Annotated in this window: 16 protein-coding genes, 2 tRNA genes and 1 other annotated feature; of the genes, 16 read left to right on the plus strand and 2 right to left on the minus strand. The window is 39.3% G+C overall.

Features of this window, described 5'->3' with window-relative positions:
- The first annotated feature begins 69 nt into the window (after positions 1 to 69).
- The 9 genes from gyrA to ACFSBH_RS02800 all read left to right on the plus strand — a co-directional run bounded on the left by gyrA (position 70) and on the right by ACFSBH_RS02800 (position 11525).
- The gene (gene gyrA, locus ACFSBH_RS02760) at positions 70 to 2565 is read left to right on the plus strand and encodes a DNA gyrase subunit A (RefSeq protein ID WP_251512893.1); all 2496 of its coding nucleotides are present in this window, start codon (positions 70 to 72) and stop codon (positions 2563 to 2565) included.
- A gap of 81 nt (positions 2566 to 2646) precedes the next feature.
- Complete coding sequence (locus tag ACFSBH_RS02765) at positions 2647 to 3759, plus strand: HD-GYP domain-containing protein (protein WP_251512892.1); 1113 nt, start codon at positions 2647 to 2649, stop codon at positions 3757 to 3759.
- Between the two features lie 30 nt (positions 3760 to 3789).
- A complete protein-coding gene (locus tag ACFSBH_RS02770; protein ID WP_251512891.1) occupies positions 3790 to 5004 on the plus strand; it encodes a carboxylate--amine ligase in 1215 nt (404 codons plus the stop codon).
- A 251-nt stretch (positions 5005 to 5255) separates the two neighbouring features.
- Positions 5256 to 6731 (plus strand): IMP dehydrogenase, encoded by a 1476-nt coding sequence (guaB, locus tag ACFSBH_RS02775; protein ID WP_251512890.1) that lies wholly within the window; start codon positions 5256 to 5258, stop codon positions 6729 to 6731.
- 208 nt (positions 6732 to 6939) lie between these two features.
- Entirely contained in the window at positions 6940 to 8277 is a 1338-nt protein-coding gene (locus ACFSBH_RS02780) for a serine hydrolase (protein WP_379595960.1), read from the plus strand.
- Between the two features lie 73 nt (positions 8278 to 8350).
- Positions 8351 to 8581 (plus strand) — a binding site (T-box leader).
- A 49-nt stretch (positions 8582 to 8630) separates the two neighbouring features.
- A complete protein-coding gene (serS, locus tag ACFSBH_RS02785) occupies positions 8631 to 9899 on the plus strand; it encodes a serine--tRNA ligase (protein WP_251512889.1) in 1269 nt (422 codons plus the stop codon).
- Positions 9900 to 10013: 114 nt separating this feature from the next.
- A tRNA-Ser gene (locus tag ACFSBH_RS02790) sits at positions 10014 to 10106 on the plus strand.
- 451 nt (positions 10107 to 10557) lie between these two features.
- Entirely contained in the window at positions 10558 to 11379 is an 822-nt protein-coding gene (proC, locus tag ACFSBH_RS02795; protein WP_251512888.1) for a pyrroline-5-carboxylate reductase, read from the plus strand.
- 73 nt (positions 11380 to 11452) lie between these two features.
- Positions 11453 to 11525: transfer RNA gene (locus tag ACFSBH_RS02800), tRNA-Arg, on the plus strand.
- Between the two features lie 61 nt (positions 11526 to 11586).
- Here the strand turns inward: ACFSBH_RS02800 and ACFSBH_RS02805 are convergent.
- Positions 11587 to 11793, minus strand: coding sequence for a hypothetical protein (locus ACFSBH_RS02805; protein ID WP_251512887.1), 207 nt, complete (start codon positions 11791 to 11793; stop codon positions 11587 to 11589).
- A 482-nt stretch (positions 11794 to 12275) separates the two neighbouring features.
- On the opposite strand from ACFSBH_RS02805, the gene acsA reads away from it, so the two are divergent.
- The 7 genes from acsA (at position 12276) to ACFSBH_RS02840 (ending at position 18286) form a co-directional block, all read left to right on the plus strand.
- On the plus strand, positions 12276 to 13979 hold the full coding sequence (gene acsA, locus ACFSBH_RS02810; RefSeq protein WP_379595963.1) for an acetate--CoA ligase: 1704 nt from the start codon (positions 12276 to 12278) through the stop codon (positions 13977 to 13979).
- Between the two features lie 85 nt (positions 13980 to 14064).
- Positions 14065 to 14826, plus strand: coding sequence for a class I SAM-dependent methyltransferase (locus ACFSBH_RS02815; RefSeq protein WP_251512885.1), 762 nt, complete (start codon positions 14065 to 14067; stop codon positions 14824 to 14826).
- Between the two features lie 39 nt (positions 14827 to 14865).
- The gene (locus tag ACFSBH_RS02820; RefSeq protein WP_251512884.1) at positions 14866 to 15429 is read left to right on the plus strand and encodes a GNAT family N-acetyltransferase; all 564 of its coding nucleotides are present in this window, start codon (positions 14866 to 14868) and stop codon (positions 15427 to 15429) included.
- A 152-nt stretch (positions 15430 to 15581) separates the two neighbouring features.
- The gene (locus ACFSBH_RS02825; protein WP_379595966.1) at positions 15582 to 16208 is read left to right on the plus strand and encodes a kinase; all 627 of its coding nucleotides are present in this window, start codon (positions 15582 to 15584) and stop codon (positions 16206 to 16208) included.
- A gap of 44 nt (positions 16209 to 16252) precedes the next feature.
- Positions 16253 to 17107 carry a metallophosphoesterase gene (locus tag ACFSBH_RS02830; protein WP_251512882.1) on the plus strand — a complete coding sequence of 285 codons (855 nt, stop codon included), beginning with the start codon at positions 16253 to 16255 and terminating at the stop codon, positions 17105 to 17107.
- A gap of 61 nt (positions 17108 to 17168) precedes the next feature.
- Positions 17169 to 17687: a hypothetical protein gene (locus ACFSBH_RS02835; protein ID WP_251512881.1), complete on the plus strand. Its 519-nt coding sequence runs from the start codon at positions 17169 to 17171 to the stop codon at positions 17685 to 17687.
- 83 nt (positions 17688 to 17770) lie between these two features.
- Positions 17771 to 18286, plus strand: coding sequence for a type 1 glutamine amidotransferase domain-containing protein (locus tag ACFSBH_RS02840; RefSeq protein ID WP_251512880.1), 516 nt, complete (start codon positions 17771 to 17773; stop codon positions 18284 to 18286).
- A gap of 37 nt (positions 18287 to 18323) precedes the next feature.
- On the opposite strand, the gene ACFSBH_RS02845 is transcribed toward ACFSBH_RS02840, so the two are convergent.
- The gene (locus ACFSBH_RS02845) at positions 18324 to 18854 is read right to left on the minus strand and encodes a cysteine hydrolase family protein (RefSeq protein ID WP_251512879.1); all 531 of its coding nucleotides are present in this window, start codon (positions 18852 to 18854) and stop codon (positions 18324 to 18326) included.
- Positions 18855 to 18930 lie beyond the last annotated feature (76 nt).

Here is an 18930-nt window from a genome sequence, read left to right on the forward strand (position 1 = left end):
GGGTCATTCCCCTCTTTTCATTTCGTCTGTATAGGGAGTTTTGTTTTTTCCCGACTAGGAGGTAACAGAATGGCCGAAGAACGTAAAAATGTTCAAGAAGTGAATATTAGTAATGAAATGCGAACATCTTTCCTTGATTATTCAATGAGTGTTATCGTATCAAGGGCTTTACCGGATGTTCGTGATGGCATGAAGCCGGTACACCGCAGAATTATCCATGCGATGAATGATTTAGGAATGCATCCGGATAAAGCATATAAAAAGTCTGCCCGTATTGTTGGGGAAGTAATCGGTAAGTATCACCCACACGGTGACACTGCAGTTTACGAAACGATGGTACGGATGGCGCAAGATTTCAGCTACCGCCATATGCTTGTAGACGGTCATGGAAACTTCGGATCTGTCGATGGAGACCAAGCGGCAGCAATGCGTTATACAGAGGCAAGGCTTTCAAAAATTTCAATGGAGCTCGTCCGTGATCTGAATAAAGATACGGTTGATTTCCGTGATAACTATGATGGTTCTGAACGGGAGCCAGAAGTCTTCCCTGCCCGTTTTCCAAACCTGCTTGTAAACGGAACGTCAGGAATTGCGGTCGGAATGGCGACGAATATTCCTCCTCATAATCTTGGGGAAACGATTGACGCGGTACTTGCTTTGTCAAAAGACCCAGATATTACAATTGAGGAAATTATGGAATATCTTCCAGGTCCAGACTTCCCTACTGCCGGAATTATCATTGGCCGGAGTGGAATCCGGAAAGCCTATGAAACTGGAAGAGGCTCCATTACGATGCGGGCAAAAGTGGAAATTGAAGAACATGCCAACGGTAAATCGACAATCCTTGTTAAAGAGTTGCCGTATCAAGTGAATAAAGCAAGACTTGTAGAAAAAATTGCTGAACTTGTCCGTGATAAAAGAATTGAAGGTATTACCGACTTAAGGGATGAATCCGGTCGTGAAGGTATGCGTATCGTGATGGAAGTCCGTCGAGATGCAAATGCGAATGTGATTTTAAATAATTTATATAAATTTACAGCCCTCCAAACGAACTTTGGTGTAAATACGCTAGCCCTTGTAGATGGACAGCCAAAGATTTTAAATATTAAACAATGTCTCGAACACTATCTTGATCACCAAGTAGTTGTAATCAAACGACGTACTGCTTTTGAATTGAAAAAAGCAGAAGCCCGTGCCCATATTCTAGAAGGCTTGCGGATTGCACTGGATAACTTGGATGAAGTGATCAGCTTGATCCGTAATTCCAAAACAACGGAAATTGCTCGTGAAGGATTAATGACACGATTTAAGTTATCGGAAAAACAAGCCCAAGCAATTCTCGATATGCGACTCCAGCGTTTGACCGGTTTGGAGCGGGAGAAAATTGAAAATGAATATAGTGAATTGATGGCTCTGATTGCTGAATTAAAAGCTATCTTAGCGGATGAAGAAAAGGTATTGGAGATTATCCGTGAAGAGTTGACGGAAATTAAAGAGCGCTTCAGCAACGACCGTCGTACGGAAATTGTTGCAGGTGGGATTGGCTTCTTCGAGGATGAAGATTTAATCCCAGAGGAGAATATTGTAATCACCCTCACCCACCAAGGCTATATTAAACGTTTGCCAGCTTCAACTTACCGTACACAACGTCGCGGTGGCCGGGGTATTCAGGGGATGGGTACGAATGAAGATGACTTCGTTGAACATTTAGGTTCCTGTTCGACCCATGATACACTGTTATTCTTTACGAATAAAGGTAAGGTATATAAGCTTAAAGGCTATGAAATTCCAGAATTCAGCAGAACGGCAAAAGGAATTCCGATCATCAATCTACTGCAAGTGGAAAATGATGAATGGATCAATGCCCTTATTGCGGTGAAAGAATTCGACGAAGATGCTTACTTATTCTTCACGACGAAATACGGAATTGCTAAGCGTACTTCCTTGTCCCTGTTTGCCAACATACGTAAAGGTGGTCTCATTGCTGTTCATTTACGGGATGATGACGAGCTTATTTCTGTTCGTTTAACTGATGGAACGAAAGATATGATGATAGCTACAAAACAAGGATCCCTCATCCGCTTTGAGGAAGAGCAAATTCGTCCGATGGGAAGAACTGCTGCAGGTGTGAAAGGTATTTCCTTACGTGATGACGATGAAGTAGTATCGATGGAAATTATTGAACCAGGTTCAAATATTCTTCATGTTACGGAGAAAGGCTATGGTAAACAAACACCAGAATCTGAATACCGTAGAATCAATCGAGGCGGTAAAGGTGTACTTACTTGTCGAGTGACGGATAAAACAGGAGAAGTTGTTACTGTTAAAGCTGTTTCTGGAGAAGAAGATTTGATGTTGATCACGATTGCTGGTGTATTGATTCGTATCCCAGTAGCAGAAATTTCTCAAACTGGAAGAAGTGCAATGGGTGTTCGACTCATCCGTCTACAGGATGAAGAGTCGGTAGCAACTGTTGCCAAAGTGGAAGAGGATAAAGAGTTGGACGAAGAAGTAGAAGCAGAGGAACTTGACGTCCAAGAAACAGATGAAAATATAGAGGAATAATCAAGCTTTCAAGTGACTCATGTTTAACGTAACTCGTTTGACTTGAGTCACTTTTCCCATTTCTATGTTGGAGGTGAAGGCATGCGCGTACATCCGTCACAATTAATTGAAGGTTGTATACTAATGCAGAATGTCCTAGGAAAATCAGGTCGTCCGATCATGCCGGCAAAAACTGTTTTGACGGATAACCATATTACCGTTTTACATAAATTTTTAATTGATTCAGTTGAAGTTTCTTCCAAGCTTGAGGATGGAAAAACGTATATGCCGAAAGAAGTTGAAGTTATAGAGAAAATACAGCCACAAATTAAGGAATCTGAGATTTACTCAGAGCAGGAGGAGCTCCCTCCCTTCTCTACTCATTATTTACAAGCGGTGGAAGAATACAAACGGTTCTATACAGAATGGAATAACGGCATTCCTATCGATATGTCCAAAATCAGAAGATCAATCATTCCATTACTTGAACGAATAGAAGAGCTCGATATGGAAATATTTACGTTGCATCAATTTGGAACGGCAAAAGATTATAATTACCATCATAGTGTCGCTATCAGTCTTATTTCCGCGTTTTTAGGCAAGGAATTGGGGTATCGTAAAGGAGAATGGATTCAACTTGGACTTGCTGGTTATTTATGCGATGCAGGAATGACGAGAGTGGATTCTGAAATTATTTCAAAAGGTGACCCGCTCACCGAAAGCCAGCACCAAGAAATTCGTAACCATTCCACGTACTCTTATCGGATGGTGGAAAATATAACAGGTCTGTCAAAAGCGGCAAAAATAGCAATCCTTCAACACCATGAACGGATAGACGGGAGCGGCTATCCACTTGGACTAATGAAGGATAAAATCAATACATATGCTCGGATTCTTGCAGTAAGTGACACTTATCATGCAATGACGAGTGAACGTTTATATAAAGCACAACAGCCAATATTTAAAGTCATTGATGAAATTGCACATGAACGGTTCACGAAGCTGGATCCGCTCATCGTCCGAAAATTTATTGAGAGCTTAACAGCACGGGCGGTCGGAAAAACAGTCTCCTTAACGAATAATAAAAAAGGGGAAATTGTTTTTATCGACAAGAGTCATTTAACAAGGCCGATTGTGAAACTGCATGATACAGAAGAGATAATCAGCTTGCAGATGAACCCCGGGCTACATATCGAAGAAGTAATGTTAGATTAAAATCAATTGTAAGTAGAAACAGGAGGCAATATGAGTAATCAACCTTTTATACCAATAATCATCGGAACAGATATTAATGCCTACAATATGGCAATATCCTTCCATGAAGCTTATCATATTCACCCCATCCTAGTTGGGAAGCAAGAAATGGGATTCACTAGTTTTAGTACAATCCCGGAACGAATTGATATTCATCCAGATTTAACCGATGAAGGAAGATTCGTTCCTATATTGGGGGAGTTGGCTAAGGAATTAAGCAGCCGTAATAAAAAATTAGTTCTTGTCGGTACAAATGATGCATATGTGCGTTTAATTATAGAAAATGAAGCAGCACTGAAAGAATATTATCATTTCAACTATATTTCCGAAGAGCTTATGAATAAGCTTCAAAAGAAAGCAAACTTCTATAAGCTTTGTGAACAGTATGGAATCGACACTCCAACGACCCATTTTTATGACTGTAAGGATGAAGCTCCTTTCCAAGAGGAAATGATTTATCCGATCATCATAAAACCAAGTAATGGAATTGAATATTACAAACATCCCTTTACCGGTCAGGAAAAAGTGTACCGGGTGAACTCGGATGAGGAACGAGATAAAGTCATTTCCATGATTAAGGCAAGTGGCTACCGCGATGAATTGATTATCCAAGATTATATTCCGGGCGAGGACACGTATATGTGGGATTCTGTCCTTTATTTGAATTCGGAAAGTAAGACTCAGCTAGTGACATTTGGACAAGTTGTCCTTCAGGAGCATACGGCTACCGCAATTGGCAATTACACGTCTGTCCTTACCAGATACAATGAGGATATGATGAAGAAGCTGCAGCGATTTTTAGAAGAGCTTGGTTATGTTGGTTTTGCCAATTTTGATATGAAATACGATGAGCGGGACGGGAAGTTTAAGATATTTGAAGTGAACATTCGACAAGGACGCTCCAGTTATTATGTGACAGCCCTTGGACATAATATGGCGAAATACATTGTAGATGATGTCATTTTTGGGAAAGATAAACCAGTGACTTATCTGAATGAAGAATTTCTGTTCACCGTTGTGCCACGTATTGTGTTGAATAACTTTGTGGAGGATGAGACCGTTAAGAAAGATGTTAAGCGACTCATCAAGGCTAAGAAATGGGGTAATCCCCTCTTCTATAAAAAAGATAAGAGTCTGAAGCGTAAATTTTATATGTTGCTGCGCCAGTTCAATTATTATCGAAAATATAAAAATAACCAGTGGTAGCAGTAACTATTTGAACCTGATTATTTAAGATGGATAGCAAATAAATGGGAAATGATTTTTCTTTTTAAGCAATAGATAAAAGGGAAAGTCATTTCCTGACTGTTCGTAAAAATTGTGAATCTATTTACTATTCCCATTAAGTTCGAAGTGGTTGAAAAACCGCGATATTTAGCGTAAAGTAAATAAAAATAACTTATAACTTATAGCTAATCAACGGGATAAAGATTTATAAATAATTAGGAGGCTAGAACATGCGTGAAGATAAATTTGGCAAAGAAGGCTTAACGTTTGATGACGTATTATTAGTACCTGCAGAATCAAATGTACTGCCTAGGGATGTGAAGCTCGATACTCAACTATCGGAAAAATTGAAATTAAAATCCCCTTTTATTAGTGCTGGGATGGATACCGTAACAGAAGCTGAGATGGCGATTGCGATGGCCCGTCAAGGTGGTTTAGGGGTAATCCATAAGAATATGACGATTGAAGAGCAAGCAGAAATGGTGGACCGTGTAAAACGTTCAGAAAGTGGCGTCATTACCAACCCATTTTTCTTAACACCTGAACACCAAGTTTATGATGCTGAACATCTTATGGGTAAATTCCGTATCTCCGGAGTACCGATTGTGAATGATATTGAAGAACAAAAACTTGTAGGTATTTTGACAAACCGTGATCTTCGCTTCATTCAAGATTATTCCATCCAAATTTCTGAAGTGATGACGAGCGAGAACCTTGTTACTGCTCCAGTCGGTACGACGTTAGAAGAAGCTGAGAAATTACTACAACAGCATAAAATTGAAAAGCTTCCACTCGTTGATGACAATAATATTCTAAAAGGTTTAATTACCATAAAAGATATTGAGAAAGTAATTGAGTTCCCTAACTCTGCAAAAGATTCCCAAGGAAGATTGCTCGTTGCAGCTGCAGTTGGTGTGACTGGGGATTCTCTGAATCGTATTGAAAAATTGGTGGAAGCCGGTGTGGATGCAGTTGTTATCGATACGGCCCATGGTCATTCAGCTGGTGTACTTAACCAACTGAAAAAAGTAAGAGCCGCTTTCCCTGACTTAGATATCATCGCAGGAAACGTGGCAACAGCAGAAGCAACCGTTGCTTTAATCGAAGCAGGTGCATCTGTTGTTAAAGTCGGAATCGGCCCTGGCTCGATTTGTACAACACGTGTTGTCGCAGGTGTCGGTGTTCCACAAATTACCGCTGTTTACGATTGTGCTAAAGCTGCAGCAGAATATGGAGTTCCTGTCATTGCCGACGGAGGAATCAAATATTCTGGTGATATTGTAAAAGCTATTGCAGCGGGTGCTCACGCGGTCATGCTCGGAACGTTATTTGCAGGTACAACTGAAAGCCCAGGTGAAACAGAGATATATCAAGGTAGAAAATATAAAGTTTATCGTGGTATGGGTTCACTTGGTGCGATGAAAGCAGGATCGAAAGATCGTTACTTCCAATCTGAGACAGAGGATACGAAGAAGCTCGTACCAGAAGGAATAGAAGGACGAGTCCCTTATAAAGGGGCATTAACGGATACGTTCCATCAATTAGTTGGTGGTTTACGTGCTGGTATGGGTTATTGTGGTTCAGCGACAATTGAAGATTTGCGTCTCAATGGTCAGTTTGTACGAATCACTAATGCTGGCCTTCGTGAGAGCCATCCACATGATGTGCAAATTACGAAAGAAGCTCCGAACTACTCGATACAATAATCTTTTAAGACATAATAAGAACGCCTATTATTCAACTATGAAGATAGGCGTTTCTTTTTGTGAGAAATAACATAGCTAGATTTCAACCCTATGAATCAGGTAAGGAGCTTCGTATTGTTTAATGTCCATCTATTTTTTTAAGTCGAAATATGATAGAATAACTAGGTGTTACATATTAAAATCTTTAATTATGTTGGAGGTAAGAAAGTTGATTCAAGTTACTAGAAAAAGTGTATCAATGATACTCGCTCTTGTATTGTTGTTCACGACGTTTACGATACAACCGCTAACCGCAAATGCAGAAAGCACCCTTGATTTAAATGCAGAGTCTGCCATCTTAGTTGATGCAGGTACCGGAAAAGTCCTCTATGCGAAAAACGCAGATGTTGCCCTTCCTCCAGCAAGTATGACTAAAATGATGACCGAATATCTTGTCCTGGAAGCAATTGAAAATGGACAAATTAGTTGGGATACGACAACTCAAATAAGTGATTATGCATATAAAATCTCCGCGAACATTTATTTTTCTGGAGTAGGTTTAACACAAAATAAAGATTATACTGTAAAAGATTTATATAATGCAATGGCCGTATTCTCTGATAATGCAACAACCATTGCACTTGCAGAGTTGATTGCAGGTTCTGAAACTGAATTTGTAAAAATGATGAATGATAAGGCTGAGGAATTGGGCCTCTCCGAATATTTATTTGTAAATAGTACTGGTCTTGATAACTCTAGTTTAGGTGATGATGTCCCTGAAGGAACTGATCCAAATGCGAGTAACTTATTATCCGCAAGATCTGCAGCTCAATTAGCTTATCATTTGGTAAATGATTTTCCGCATGCATTAGATATTTCAAGCCAGACGGAAGTGGATTTCGAAGGTTATACGATTGAAAACTTGAACTGGATGCTCCCTCATGAAGCAACCTTCTTACAACAATTCCATTATGAAGGAATGGATGGATTAAAAACAGGAAATACTGATCTTGCTGGATACACTTTCACAGGTACAGCAGAGAGAGATGGCAAGCGTCTTATCACCGTTGTAATGAAAACCAACTCGAAAGAGGAACGTTTCCGTGAAACGGCAAAACTTCTTGATTATGGATATAATAACTTCCAGAGTGAGGAATTATTCGCAGCTGGCTATCAATTAGAGGATGAATCTACCCTGCCAGTCGCTAAAGGTAAGGAAAAAGAAGTGAGTGTTTCTATTAGTGATCCAGTTTCTATGCCAATTAAAGCAGATGAAGCAGAACTGTACAGCTTAGAATATCATATTGATGAAGAGAAGTTGAATGAAGAAGGCGAACTCGTCGCACCGATTGAAAAAGGTGAAAAGGTTGGAACTGCTACACTCGTCTATCAAGGCGAAGCAACCGATCACGGTTATATTTTTGAACAAGAAGCAGTATCTGTTGACCTAGTCAGTGACGAAGCCGTTGAAAAAGCTAACTGGTTCATGCTCACTCTTGGAGCAATCGGTGACTTTTTCGGTAATGTCTTCACGACAGCTGTCGATTGGATTAAAGGATTATTTTAATTGATCGGCTTGTAGACAATGTACACTTGCATTTTTAAAATAAATCGGCTATGATGATAGAAAATATTAATAACTAATAGTACTGACAGGAAGTAGTAGCAAGTTATTCTTCACTTAGAGAGTCGATGGTTGGTGCAAATCGATGTAGAATGCTTGTGAATCCATCCTTGAACTGGTTTATGGAAATAGATATATTCTAGAGTAAATAAACCCGGGTCCCTGCACCGTTAAAGCAGCTGAGCCGGAAGAGGATTTCCTCTTCAACAAGGGTGGCAACGCGGGAATTTAAACTCTCGTCCCTATTTTTGGGACGGGAGTTTTTTGTTATTTAAAATAAAAGGAGGAAAAATATTATGTTAGACATGAAGTTTTTACGTAATAATTACGAAGAAGTAAAAGCAAAATTGCAGCACCGGGGTGAAGATTTATCCGAACTTGATACGTTTGGTGAATTGGATGAAAAGCGTCGTAAATTAATCGCTGAAACCGAGCAGTTAAAAGCTAAAAGAAATGCTGCGACACAAGAAATCGCAAAGTTGAAGAAAGAAAAGCAGGATGCTGAACCGGCAATCAAAGAGATGCGTCAGGTTGGAGAAGAAATCGGCAAGCTGGATAAAGAGTTGAAAGAAGTGGAAGAAAGACTGGAACAGGTCATGTATTCCATTCCGAATATCCCACATGAAAGTGTGCCGATCGGGGAAGACGAAGACGATAACGTTGTTGCCCGTGAATGGGGTGAACTTCCTAAGTTTGGATTTGAAATTCAAGCCCATTGGGATATTGCAACAAACTTATCTATTGTAGATTTTGAACGTGCAGCTAAGGTGACAGGAAGCCGATTTGTCTTCTATACAGGGCTTGGAGCAAGACTTGAACGTGCACTAATCAACTTCATGATGGATTACCATGCGGATCAACATGGTTATACAGAAGTGCTCCCTCCACAGATTGTAAATCGTGCGAGCATGACTGGAACTGGGCAACTTCCGAAGTTTGAAGAGGATGCCTTTAAGTTAGAGGAATGGGACTACTTCTTAATCCCGACGGCAGAGGTGCCTGTCACGAACTATCACCGTGATGAAATTTTACTTGATTTACCGAAAAAGTACGTTGCGTACAGCGCTAACTTCCGTTCTGAAGCGGGTTCTGCAGGACGTGACACAAGAGGCTTGATTCGTCAGCATCAGTTTAACAAAGTAGAGTTAGTACACTTCGTTAAGCCTGAAGATTCTTATGAAACTCTAGAAACGTTAACAGGTCATGCGGAAAAGATTTTGCAGGAACTTGAATTGCCATATCGTGTGATGAGCATGTGTACAGGTGACCTAGGCTTTACTGCAGCGAAAAAGTATGACATTGAAGTTTGGATTCCTAGCCAAAGCATGTACCGGGAAATTTCTTCTTGCTCTAACTTTGAAGATTTCCAGGCAAGACGTGCAGGCATCCGTTTCCGTCGTGAAGCGAATGCAAAACCAGAATTTGTGCATACTTTAAATGGTTCAGGTCTCGCGATTGGGCGAACAGTTGCAGCGATTTTAGAAAATAATCAGCAAGAAGACGGCTCTGTCATCGTGCCGAAAGTGCTTGTACCTTATATGGGTGGTCTAGAAGTTATCAAGTAAGATAGAAGGTTGGCTGTATGAGCATCTCATGCAGCCTCCCCTCATTAACAATGCCGTAAAATAATATTTGACATCATTCATGTTTTTATGATATATTATATCTTGTCTTGAAACGGAGGTATACCCAAGTCTGGCTGAAGGGATCGGTCTTGAAAACCGACAGGCGGGTCAAACCGCGCGGGGGTTCGAATCCCTCTACCTCCTCCATTTTTATAAATTCAAATCCTTTAAAAACGCTTAAGTAATATTAGGCGTTTTTTGTCATTTAATGGAGAAATTCCTAATGAAGATAAAGCTTACTAGTTATAGTCCCTCTTATATTGAAAGTGTCCTGACCCATTAAAATCCGCCCCTTGACAAAGCGATTTTTTTATCCTACTATTAACAGAAATCAAATACATTTTAGACGATGATGAGGCCAGTAATATAAGAACTATCTGACAGAAAATGGGATTCACCGGCTGAGAGATCCCTGCTGATAAGCTTGTATGAACCTACCTGGGAGTCGTTAGCTTATAAACTAACCACAGGAAACTGTGTTATCAATGAAGAGTGGGCAGATTGCCAAATTAGGTGGTACCGCGGAAGCTGATTTCCGTCCTTTTTTAGGACGGAATCAGCTTTTTTTATTGGAAATTTAAAGAAGGAGTGTATTTTTATGGATAGACGGATTTTATTTGTTGGTTGTGGTTCAATGGCAGAGGCAATCATTGCTGGTTTGTTGCAGACAAAGACAGTCGACAAAAGCCAAATTTTTGTTACCAATAAACAAGATACAGCGCGTTTAGCTTATATGAAGGATACGTATGGAGTAAAGACTTCCTATGATAAGGAAGCATTGTTTAGCCGTGCCGATGTCGTTGTTTTAGCAATGAAGCCAAAAGACTTAAAGGATTCTTTATTGACGATTAATCCTTATATAAAGGAAAATCAGCTCATCATTTCCGTGTTGGCCGGTGTAATGACGGAAACGATTGAAGAAACGCTCAACAAGAAAGTAGCTGTTATTCGGACGATGCCTAATACATCTGCCCAAATTGGGCATTCCGCTACTGCTATTACGGGTGGAAAATATGTAACTGAACAACAACTTGAATATGCAGAAAAATTATTTCAAACGATCGGTATGACCAAGATTGTATCTGAAGATGATATGCATACCGTGACAGCTGTTTCTGGAAGTGGTCCAGCTTTTATCTATTACTTTGTAGAAGCGATGAAGAAGGCTGCTTTAGAGGCAGGTATGGATGCACAGACAGCCGATGCACTGATCACCCAGACTATCATCGGTGCCGGAAAAATGCTGGAGCAATCCGGGCAGTCAGCTGATACACTAAGGAAAAATATTACGAGCCAAGGTGGAACAACCGAAGCGGGACTTCAATCTCTGCAAGCAAATGAATTTGAAAAGATTATCATGGCTTGCATTCACAGTGCAAGGAACCGCTCCTTGGATTTAGCAAAAGCTATAAAAGTTTAAGAAGTTAAGGCAGGTGCAAAAATCCTGCCTTGTTTTTTTCATCAGATTTTGTATAATAAAAACATTACTGTATGGCTCCGTAGCTCAGGGGATAGAGCGTCAGTTTCCTAAACTGTGCGTCGCAGGTTCGAATCCTGCCGGGGCCGTTTCATGAACAAAGATAAATAGTAGAACCCAGGTTTTATTTAAACCTGGGTTCTTTTCATATTAGAGATAATCTGCCATAATTCCTCTAAAGGTTAAAATGCCAACAATAATGCCAATGATACTGATGGTTATAATTAGTCCCCCAGCCATTCTTCTTTTCCTTTTTGTATCTGCACGTTGAAATAATTTCTTATCAATAAATAACACTGCGAGGCCAAAAGGCACATAGGCAAGCATCGCAGCACCTACTGCTATAACAGCTAACATCCTATCAACTCTCTCTTTTAAAAATTAACCATAAGACTATGCCACATGTATTTAAAGGCAATGATTGCCAACAAAATACCAACTATATTAAGTAGGAGAATCTTTCTTCTAGCTTTCTTTTGTTTTTCTTCCGACTTACTATTTTTAATATCTCTGTAATAAATAGTTATTGACCCTGCCGCAAATGGAAAGTAAATCATGAGTGCAATGAAGGGAAAAACTAATAATACCAATATACAGCATCCTTTCCGTGATTCATTTACCTAACTTAGTATACAATAAAAAATTAGCCTTCTGGAGGGTTTAAATGCCTATTAGATTAGAACCTTCCCTCTGCATTCTACCTGAAAAAATAAAAAATCTTATACTCAAATACTTTATATATGTCACAAAATGTTCTAAAATAGATTCAACTTACTAAAAAATTCAACAATTTAATGTTATATGAAATGTTAACGTTTACAATAAAGGAGAGATAAACGATGGACATGCAGCCAATTCCTGCTAGAGTCGGAGATTATAACTTACAGGATTACGATTCGTTCAGAGAGAACTTTACGTGGGAAGATGTTAAGAGGAAATTCAGCTGGCATACAACTGGAAAAGTGAATATGGCTTATGAAGCATTAGACCGTCATGCAGAAAATCCGGAGAGAAAAGACAAGCTGGCTTTAATTTATTCGTCATCCACTCGAGAAGAAACACTTACATTTCTTGAGTTAAGCAAGCTGAGTAATAAATTTGCAAATGTGCTTCGGAAATATGAAGTGAATAAAGGGGATCGCGTTTTCCTTTTTATGCCGCAGAGGCCAGAATTCTATACTGTCTTTTTTGGGATATTAAAAATTGGAGCAATTGCCGGTCCGCTATTTGATGAGTTTATGGAGCAAGCAGTATATGATAGGTTAGAAGATAGCGAAGCAACGGTACTTGTCACGACAGAAGAGTTACTGGAGCGTGTGCCTTATCAGGAGCTTCCTCATTTAAAGAAAATCATTGTAGTTGGAGATACTTCGAATAAAGAGAGTATCTTTATTAGCTATGATGAGGAAATGGCAGCTGCAACTGATGTATTTCCGATCGAGTGGGTCGATTTGGAAGATGGAATGTTGATTCATTATACTCCTGGATCTACAGGAAAATCTAAAGGAGTCTACCATGTCCATCATGCGATGGTGCAGCATTACGCAACGGCTGAATGGGTGCTTGATTTAAAACCATATGATATATACTTTTCTACTGCTAACCCAGGTTGGGTGGCTGGCACGAGCTACGGAATATTTGCACCTTGGCTCCATGGGATAACGAACGTTGTAGTTGATGGAGAACGAACACCGGAAAATTACTATGAAACATTGGAAAAATACAATGTATCTGTATGGTATACTTCCCCAACAGTGCTCCGACTGCTTATAAGCCAAGGAGAAAAAGTAACTAAAAATTATAATCTCCTCGCATTGAGACATATCGTAAGTGGCGGGCAGCAACTAAATCCGGAACTTATTACGTGGGGCTTGAAAGAGTTGAATTTGAGGATCCATGATACTTGGCTCATGACTGAAACAGGGGCACAACTTATTGCCAATCTTCCATGTGATGAAATTAAACCAGGTTCGATGGGGAAAGCAATTCCGGGCATAGAAGCAGCAATTATAGATAACGCAGGAAATGAACTGCCGCCGAAACAGATGGGTAATCTCGCCATCAAAGCAGATTGGCCAGCAATGATGCGGAAAATCTGGAATAACCCTGGACAATATGAAAGTTATTTCATGGATGGTTGGTATATTACCGGGGACAGTGCTTATGTGGATGAAGATGGTTATTTCTGGTTCCAAGGTCGTCTGGATGATGTCATTCATACTTCAGGAGAGCGTGTCGGCCCCTTTGAAGTAGAATCTAAATTGATTGAACATCCTGCTGTCCTTGAAGCGGGAGTAATCGGAAAGCCTGATCCGAAACATGGTGAAGTGATCAAGGCGTTTATAACGTTAAATCCGGGCTATGAAGAATCGGTGGAATTACTGGAGGAAATACGTGGATTTATAAGCAACACGTTAAGTGCCAATGCTGCACCAGATGAAATCGTAGTAAAAGAAGAAATTCCAAAAACAAGAAGCGGAAAGATCATGCGTCATCTGTTGAAGTCTTGGGAGCAAGGTGTAGATGAGGGATTAGAGATTTAGCTAAAATAAAAATCCTGTTTGATACAGGGTTTTTATTTTAGCTTATAGAAAGTACTGAATTGTAACAAAAGGGGGTGTAGATCATATGTTAGGCTACTACAGCAAGCTTTCCTCGGAAGTCTATAATCTGGACAAATATATTGGCCGCTCTTTTGGTGATGTAGAATTTTATCAAGCAAGATTAGAAGGTTGTAAAGGTCCGATTCTTGAGCCGGGCGTTGGTACAGGTCGTATTCTCGTCCCCCTTCTTGAGTACGGATTGGATGTGGAGGGATTTGACGTATCAACTGAAATGCTGGAAATATGTCAGGATAACTGTGAACAGAGAGGCTTAAAACCAATATTATACCAAGGGAAAATGGAAGACTTAAATCTAAATAAAGCCTACGAAGCTATTATTGTACCAACTGGAACATTTCTACTGTTGCATAAGAGGGAAGAATCCATCCAGGCATTGAAAAACTTCCATCGTCATCTTGTTGATGGAGGTAAGCTAATCATTGATATATTTATGCAGTCCGATTTAACAATTGATCAAGTAAGTACGAGGACTTGGGAAACAGAAAATGGTGACTGGATTACATTAGAAACAAAAATTGTTGAAGTCGATTATATCAATCAGTATACCGTGTCACATAACCGCTACGAAAAATGGCGGGATGGAATATTGGTTCAAACGGAATTGGAGCGGTTTCCGATTCGTTGGTATGGGATTGAGGAATTTAAGTTGCTCCTGGAATCAGTCGGGTTTAAAGATATTGTTATATCAGCCAATTATTATTACGGAGAGTATCCGACAAATTTAGAGCAAACCATTACATTTGAGGCAATTGTTCATAAGAAATAATTTTAACGGTCAGTTTATAAATTTAAAGGAGCAAATAAAATGGACTTTCCAGAGTTGGAAACAAAACGGATAAAATTAGTGCAAGTCGTACAAGAGCATGCTAATGCTTATTATGACATCATGTCAAGAGATGACGTCACGGTTTATTATGGGATGGATAGTTTGGAAAGTGAAAAACAGGCTGTAGAAATGATCGATTCGTTTCATTCCACATTCGAAATGAAAAGAGGAATAAGATGGGGAATCCTATCGAAGGATACTGGAGGATTTATTGGAACATTAGGTTTAAACAACCTTAATATTAAGGGGAAAAAGGCAGAGATAGGTTATGAATTGCATCCTTCTTATTGGGGTAAGGGCATTACAACGGAAGCAGTTACGAAAGTACTGCAATACTCGTTTGAGGACTTGGATTTATTTCGGATCGGCGCGGTAACCTATCCGCAAAATGAACCATCTATTCAATTATTAAGGAAACTAGGATTTTCACAGGAAGGATTACTGAGAGGATACCTCTATCAACGCAAGCAGTCACATGATGCGCTTGTTTTTTCTCTATTGAAGCCAGAATGGATAGACAGAGGAAATACTCTAGAAGTTTAATCATCCTGCTACTAAACATGACAGAAACATTTGCCAAATGGTACCATAAAGCCAGTCAGCAATGAAGCATGGTGAGGTAGGCCATGTTCCCTCTCATGATTTACTATGGTTTTGAATTCAAAATAACTTCATTGCATAGGAGGTATATGGAGTTGGTCGAATGCGACGAACTAATAAATGACATCCGTACTAATTTTAGAAATAAAAGCATGAAAAGACCATATCTTGTTGGAATCGATGGCTTGGGTGGAGCAGGTAAAACAACGTTGGTTCATCAATTGATGTCTCGTTTACAAAAATATTGCCCCGTTGTAATCATCCGTCTGGACGACCATATCGTTGAAAGAAACAAACGCTATGGAACTGGAAGAGAAGAATGGTATGAATACTACTATTTACAATGGGATATTAGTATGTTGACAGAGGAACTATTTATGAAGATCCATGAAAATTGTTCCTGCCTGACTCTCCCCTTCTATGATAAATCAAATGATACATATACGATGAAAGACATTCCGACTCCAACAAATTCTATTGTTATAATTGAAGGTGTATTTAATCAAAGGATTGAATGGATAGGATATTATGATTTTACAGTGTTTGTTGATTGTCCAAGAGATATACGGTACGAAAGAGTCTTGCAGCGAGATACATATATAGGGAGTAGAGAAAAAATATTAGATAAGTATAGAAAGCGATATTGGTTAGCTGAAGAGCATTATTTGGAAGTAGTGAAGCCGGAAATGACTGCAGATAAAATTTATAGAGTGAACTCATGACACTGGTGGATGTCCTAAGTTTGTAATAGATTGAGGTTAGAAGATTGAAGGAAAAAACGAAAAAGAAATGGTTGTATTATTTGATCGGGATGGTTCTACTAATATATTTCCTTTACTATCAAAACAATTCTTTAGTGACTAGTGAATATACCATTCCATCCAATAATCTGCCTAAAAGCTTTCATAACTATAAAATTGTTCAACTATCTGATTTGCATAGTAAGTTATTTGGCGAGGATCAAGAAGACCTGCTTAAACGGGTGAACAGGACAGAACCGGATTTAATCGTCTTTACCGGTGATTTAATTGATTCGAATAGATCCGATGAGCAAACTGGTATTCTTCTGATGGAGAAATTAATTGAGATTGCGCCGGTTTTTTATGTGACGGGAAACCATGAATGGTGGTCAGGAAAATTCAATGAATTAGAGGAAGATTTAGAATCTATCGGCGTTCAAGTCATGCGCAATACAAGTGAGTACATTACCATTGGAGAGGATAAGATTCAGATCATTGGATTAGACGACCCGGCTATCGAGGGAAGCTCTCATGCAGAAAAAGCAAAGACAGAAGAAAATATCAAAGAAGCGATCACAGGTTTTGAAGGCGAAGACCATTTTCGATTTCTATTATCACATCGACCGGAACTGTTTTCTCTTTATAGTGATTATGGATTTGAGCTTGTATTTTCAGGGCATGCACATGGTGGACAATTTCGAATTCCTTTTGTTGGTGGGTTGATTGCTCCTGATCAAGGATTATTTCCGGAGTTTACATCTGGGGAACATCATTCAGAAGGCACTACAATGATTGTTAATCGTGGGCTTGGAAATAGTATTGTTCCATTCAGGATATTTAACCGTCCAGAAATTGTTGTAGTGACATTACGTTCAGCATAAATTAGCTTATCGTTAATCCTAGATTTGCTAGAATATACTTCATGTGGAAAGGTGAAACATTGTGAATGAGAAGAACGACATCGAAGAAGCAGCAATGACGCATTATTACCCAGGCACCTCTATTCGTATGCAACCAGGGGATGTCCTTTATTCGCATAAGTATGCTTTATCCTCAATTTTAGTCGGCCATACTGGAATTGTCGGTACAAATTTCCGCATCTACCATGTTAACCGCTGGAAAAGGTTTGGTCACTCCGACAGTATGCCACTTTATCTTTCCCGTCACAAAAAGGGTGAAAAAATTACCGTTTTACGTCATTCCAATGAACGGGAAGCGAAGCAAGCGGCACAATGGGCTATGCAGCATTATGACCAAATCAGGCGGTATGTCTACGTCCCCGACCTTCGTAAACTGGAGGATAATTATTGCTCCAAGTTCACTTGGCAGTCCTTTTACTTTGGCACGAATGGAAGTGTAGATTTATTGCAGAGCAAAAAACGAAAATCCCTCACTGCTTTTGTCTTACCAGGCTCCATTTACCGTCGCCTCAAGAAGGTTGTACGGTTTGATAATAATTGATATCAAACAAAGTAGCTATGTTTTATTAACTATGAAATGGGAAAACTCTTTTATGTAATATCAATATAAAGGAGTTGGGAATTATGGGTAAGAAAATAGCTACTGTCATTACGAACCTATTTGAGGATTCAGAGTACACAGAGCCGGCAAAAGCATTTGAAGAAGCCGGTCATGAAATTGTAACTATTGGAAATCAAAAAGGTGATACCGTTATTGGTAAACAGGAAGAATCCAAAGTTCCAATTGACTATGGAATCGATGAAGTTGATCCCAATGAGTATGATGCTCTCTTTATCCCAGGTGGCTTCTCACCAGACCAGTTACGTGCGGATGATCGCTTTGTAGAATTTGCCAAGCACTTCATGGACGAGAAAAAGCCAGTCCTGGCGATATGTCATGGGCCACAGCTATTAATTACTGCAAAAACATTGGAAGGCCGCGATGCAACAGGTTATAAATCCATCAAAGTAGATATGGAATATGCCGGCGCAAAATATGCTGATAAAGAAGTAGTCGTTTGCCAAGACCAACTCGTAACAAGCCGTCAGCCAGACGATATTCCAGCCTTTACCCGTGAGTCGTTGAATATATTGAAATAAAAAAACACTCTCCTTGGATTACCAGGGAGAGTGTTTTCTATATGGGGTCAATATCTGCTTTCATTACGGAACGCATCAAGTATAGCGCATAATCATTATTTTCTTTTTCCTCAGAAGCCATACAGTTTTTAGGAATATACAAATCCATTTGGTACATATACGCATCTTTAGCGGTGAAAAGAATACAAATATCACCGGCAATACCCGCAATGATTAATGTGTTTCGATTGAGGTCAGTCAGTAATGATTGCAGCGGAGTCTGGAAAAAAGCAGAGTGCTGTGGTTTAATCAAGAAATAGTCACTATCATCTGGTTTCATGGACTCTATCAATTCTTTGCTGTTTTCATTGGTACAGTACTCAATTATTTTATTGAAATCTGCTTGCCATAATCCATAATGATCATTAACATAGATGACAGGTAAATCATTTTCTATGGCAAAGCTTTTTAATTTGATTAGATTAGGTAAAATTTCCATTGTATTACTTAGTAACTTCTCTCCTCCGACGAAGTTAAAATCATTAATCAAATCTACAAATAGAACTGCTGTATCATCCAAATTCCTCATAGCATCCTCTCCTTTGTGGTAAGATACCTAGTATATAGATAGATTGTTTAAGAATAATATGTTTCTAATTAATTAT

Source organism: Oceanobacillus luteolus, from assembly GCF_042678205.1.
Lineage (GTDB): Bacteria > Bacillota > Bacilli > Bacillales > Amphibacillaceae > Oceanobacillus > Oceanobacillus luteolus.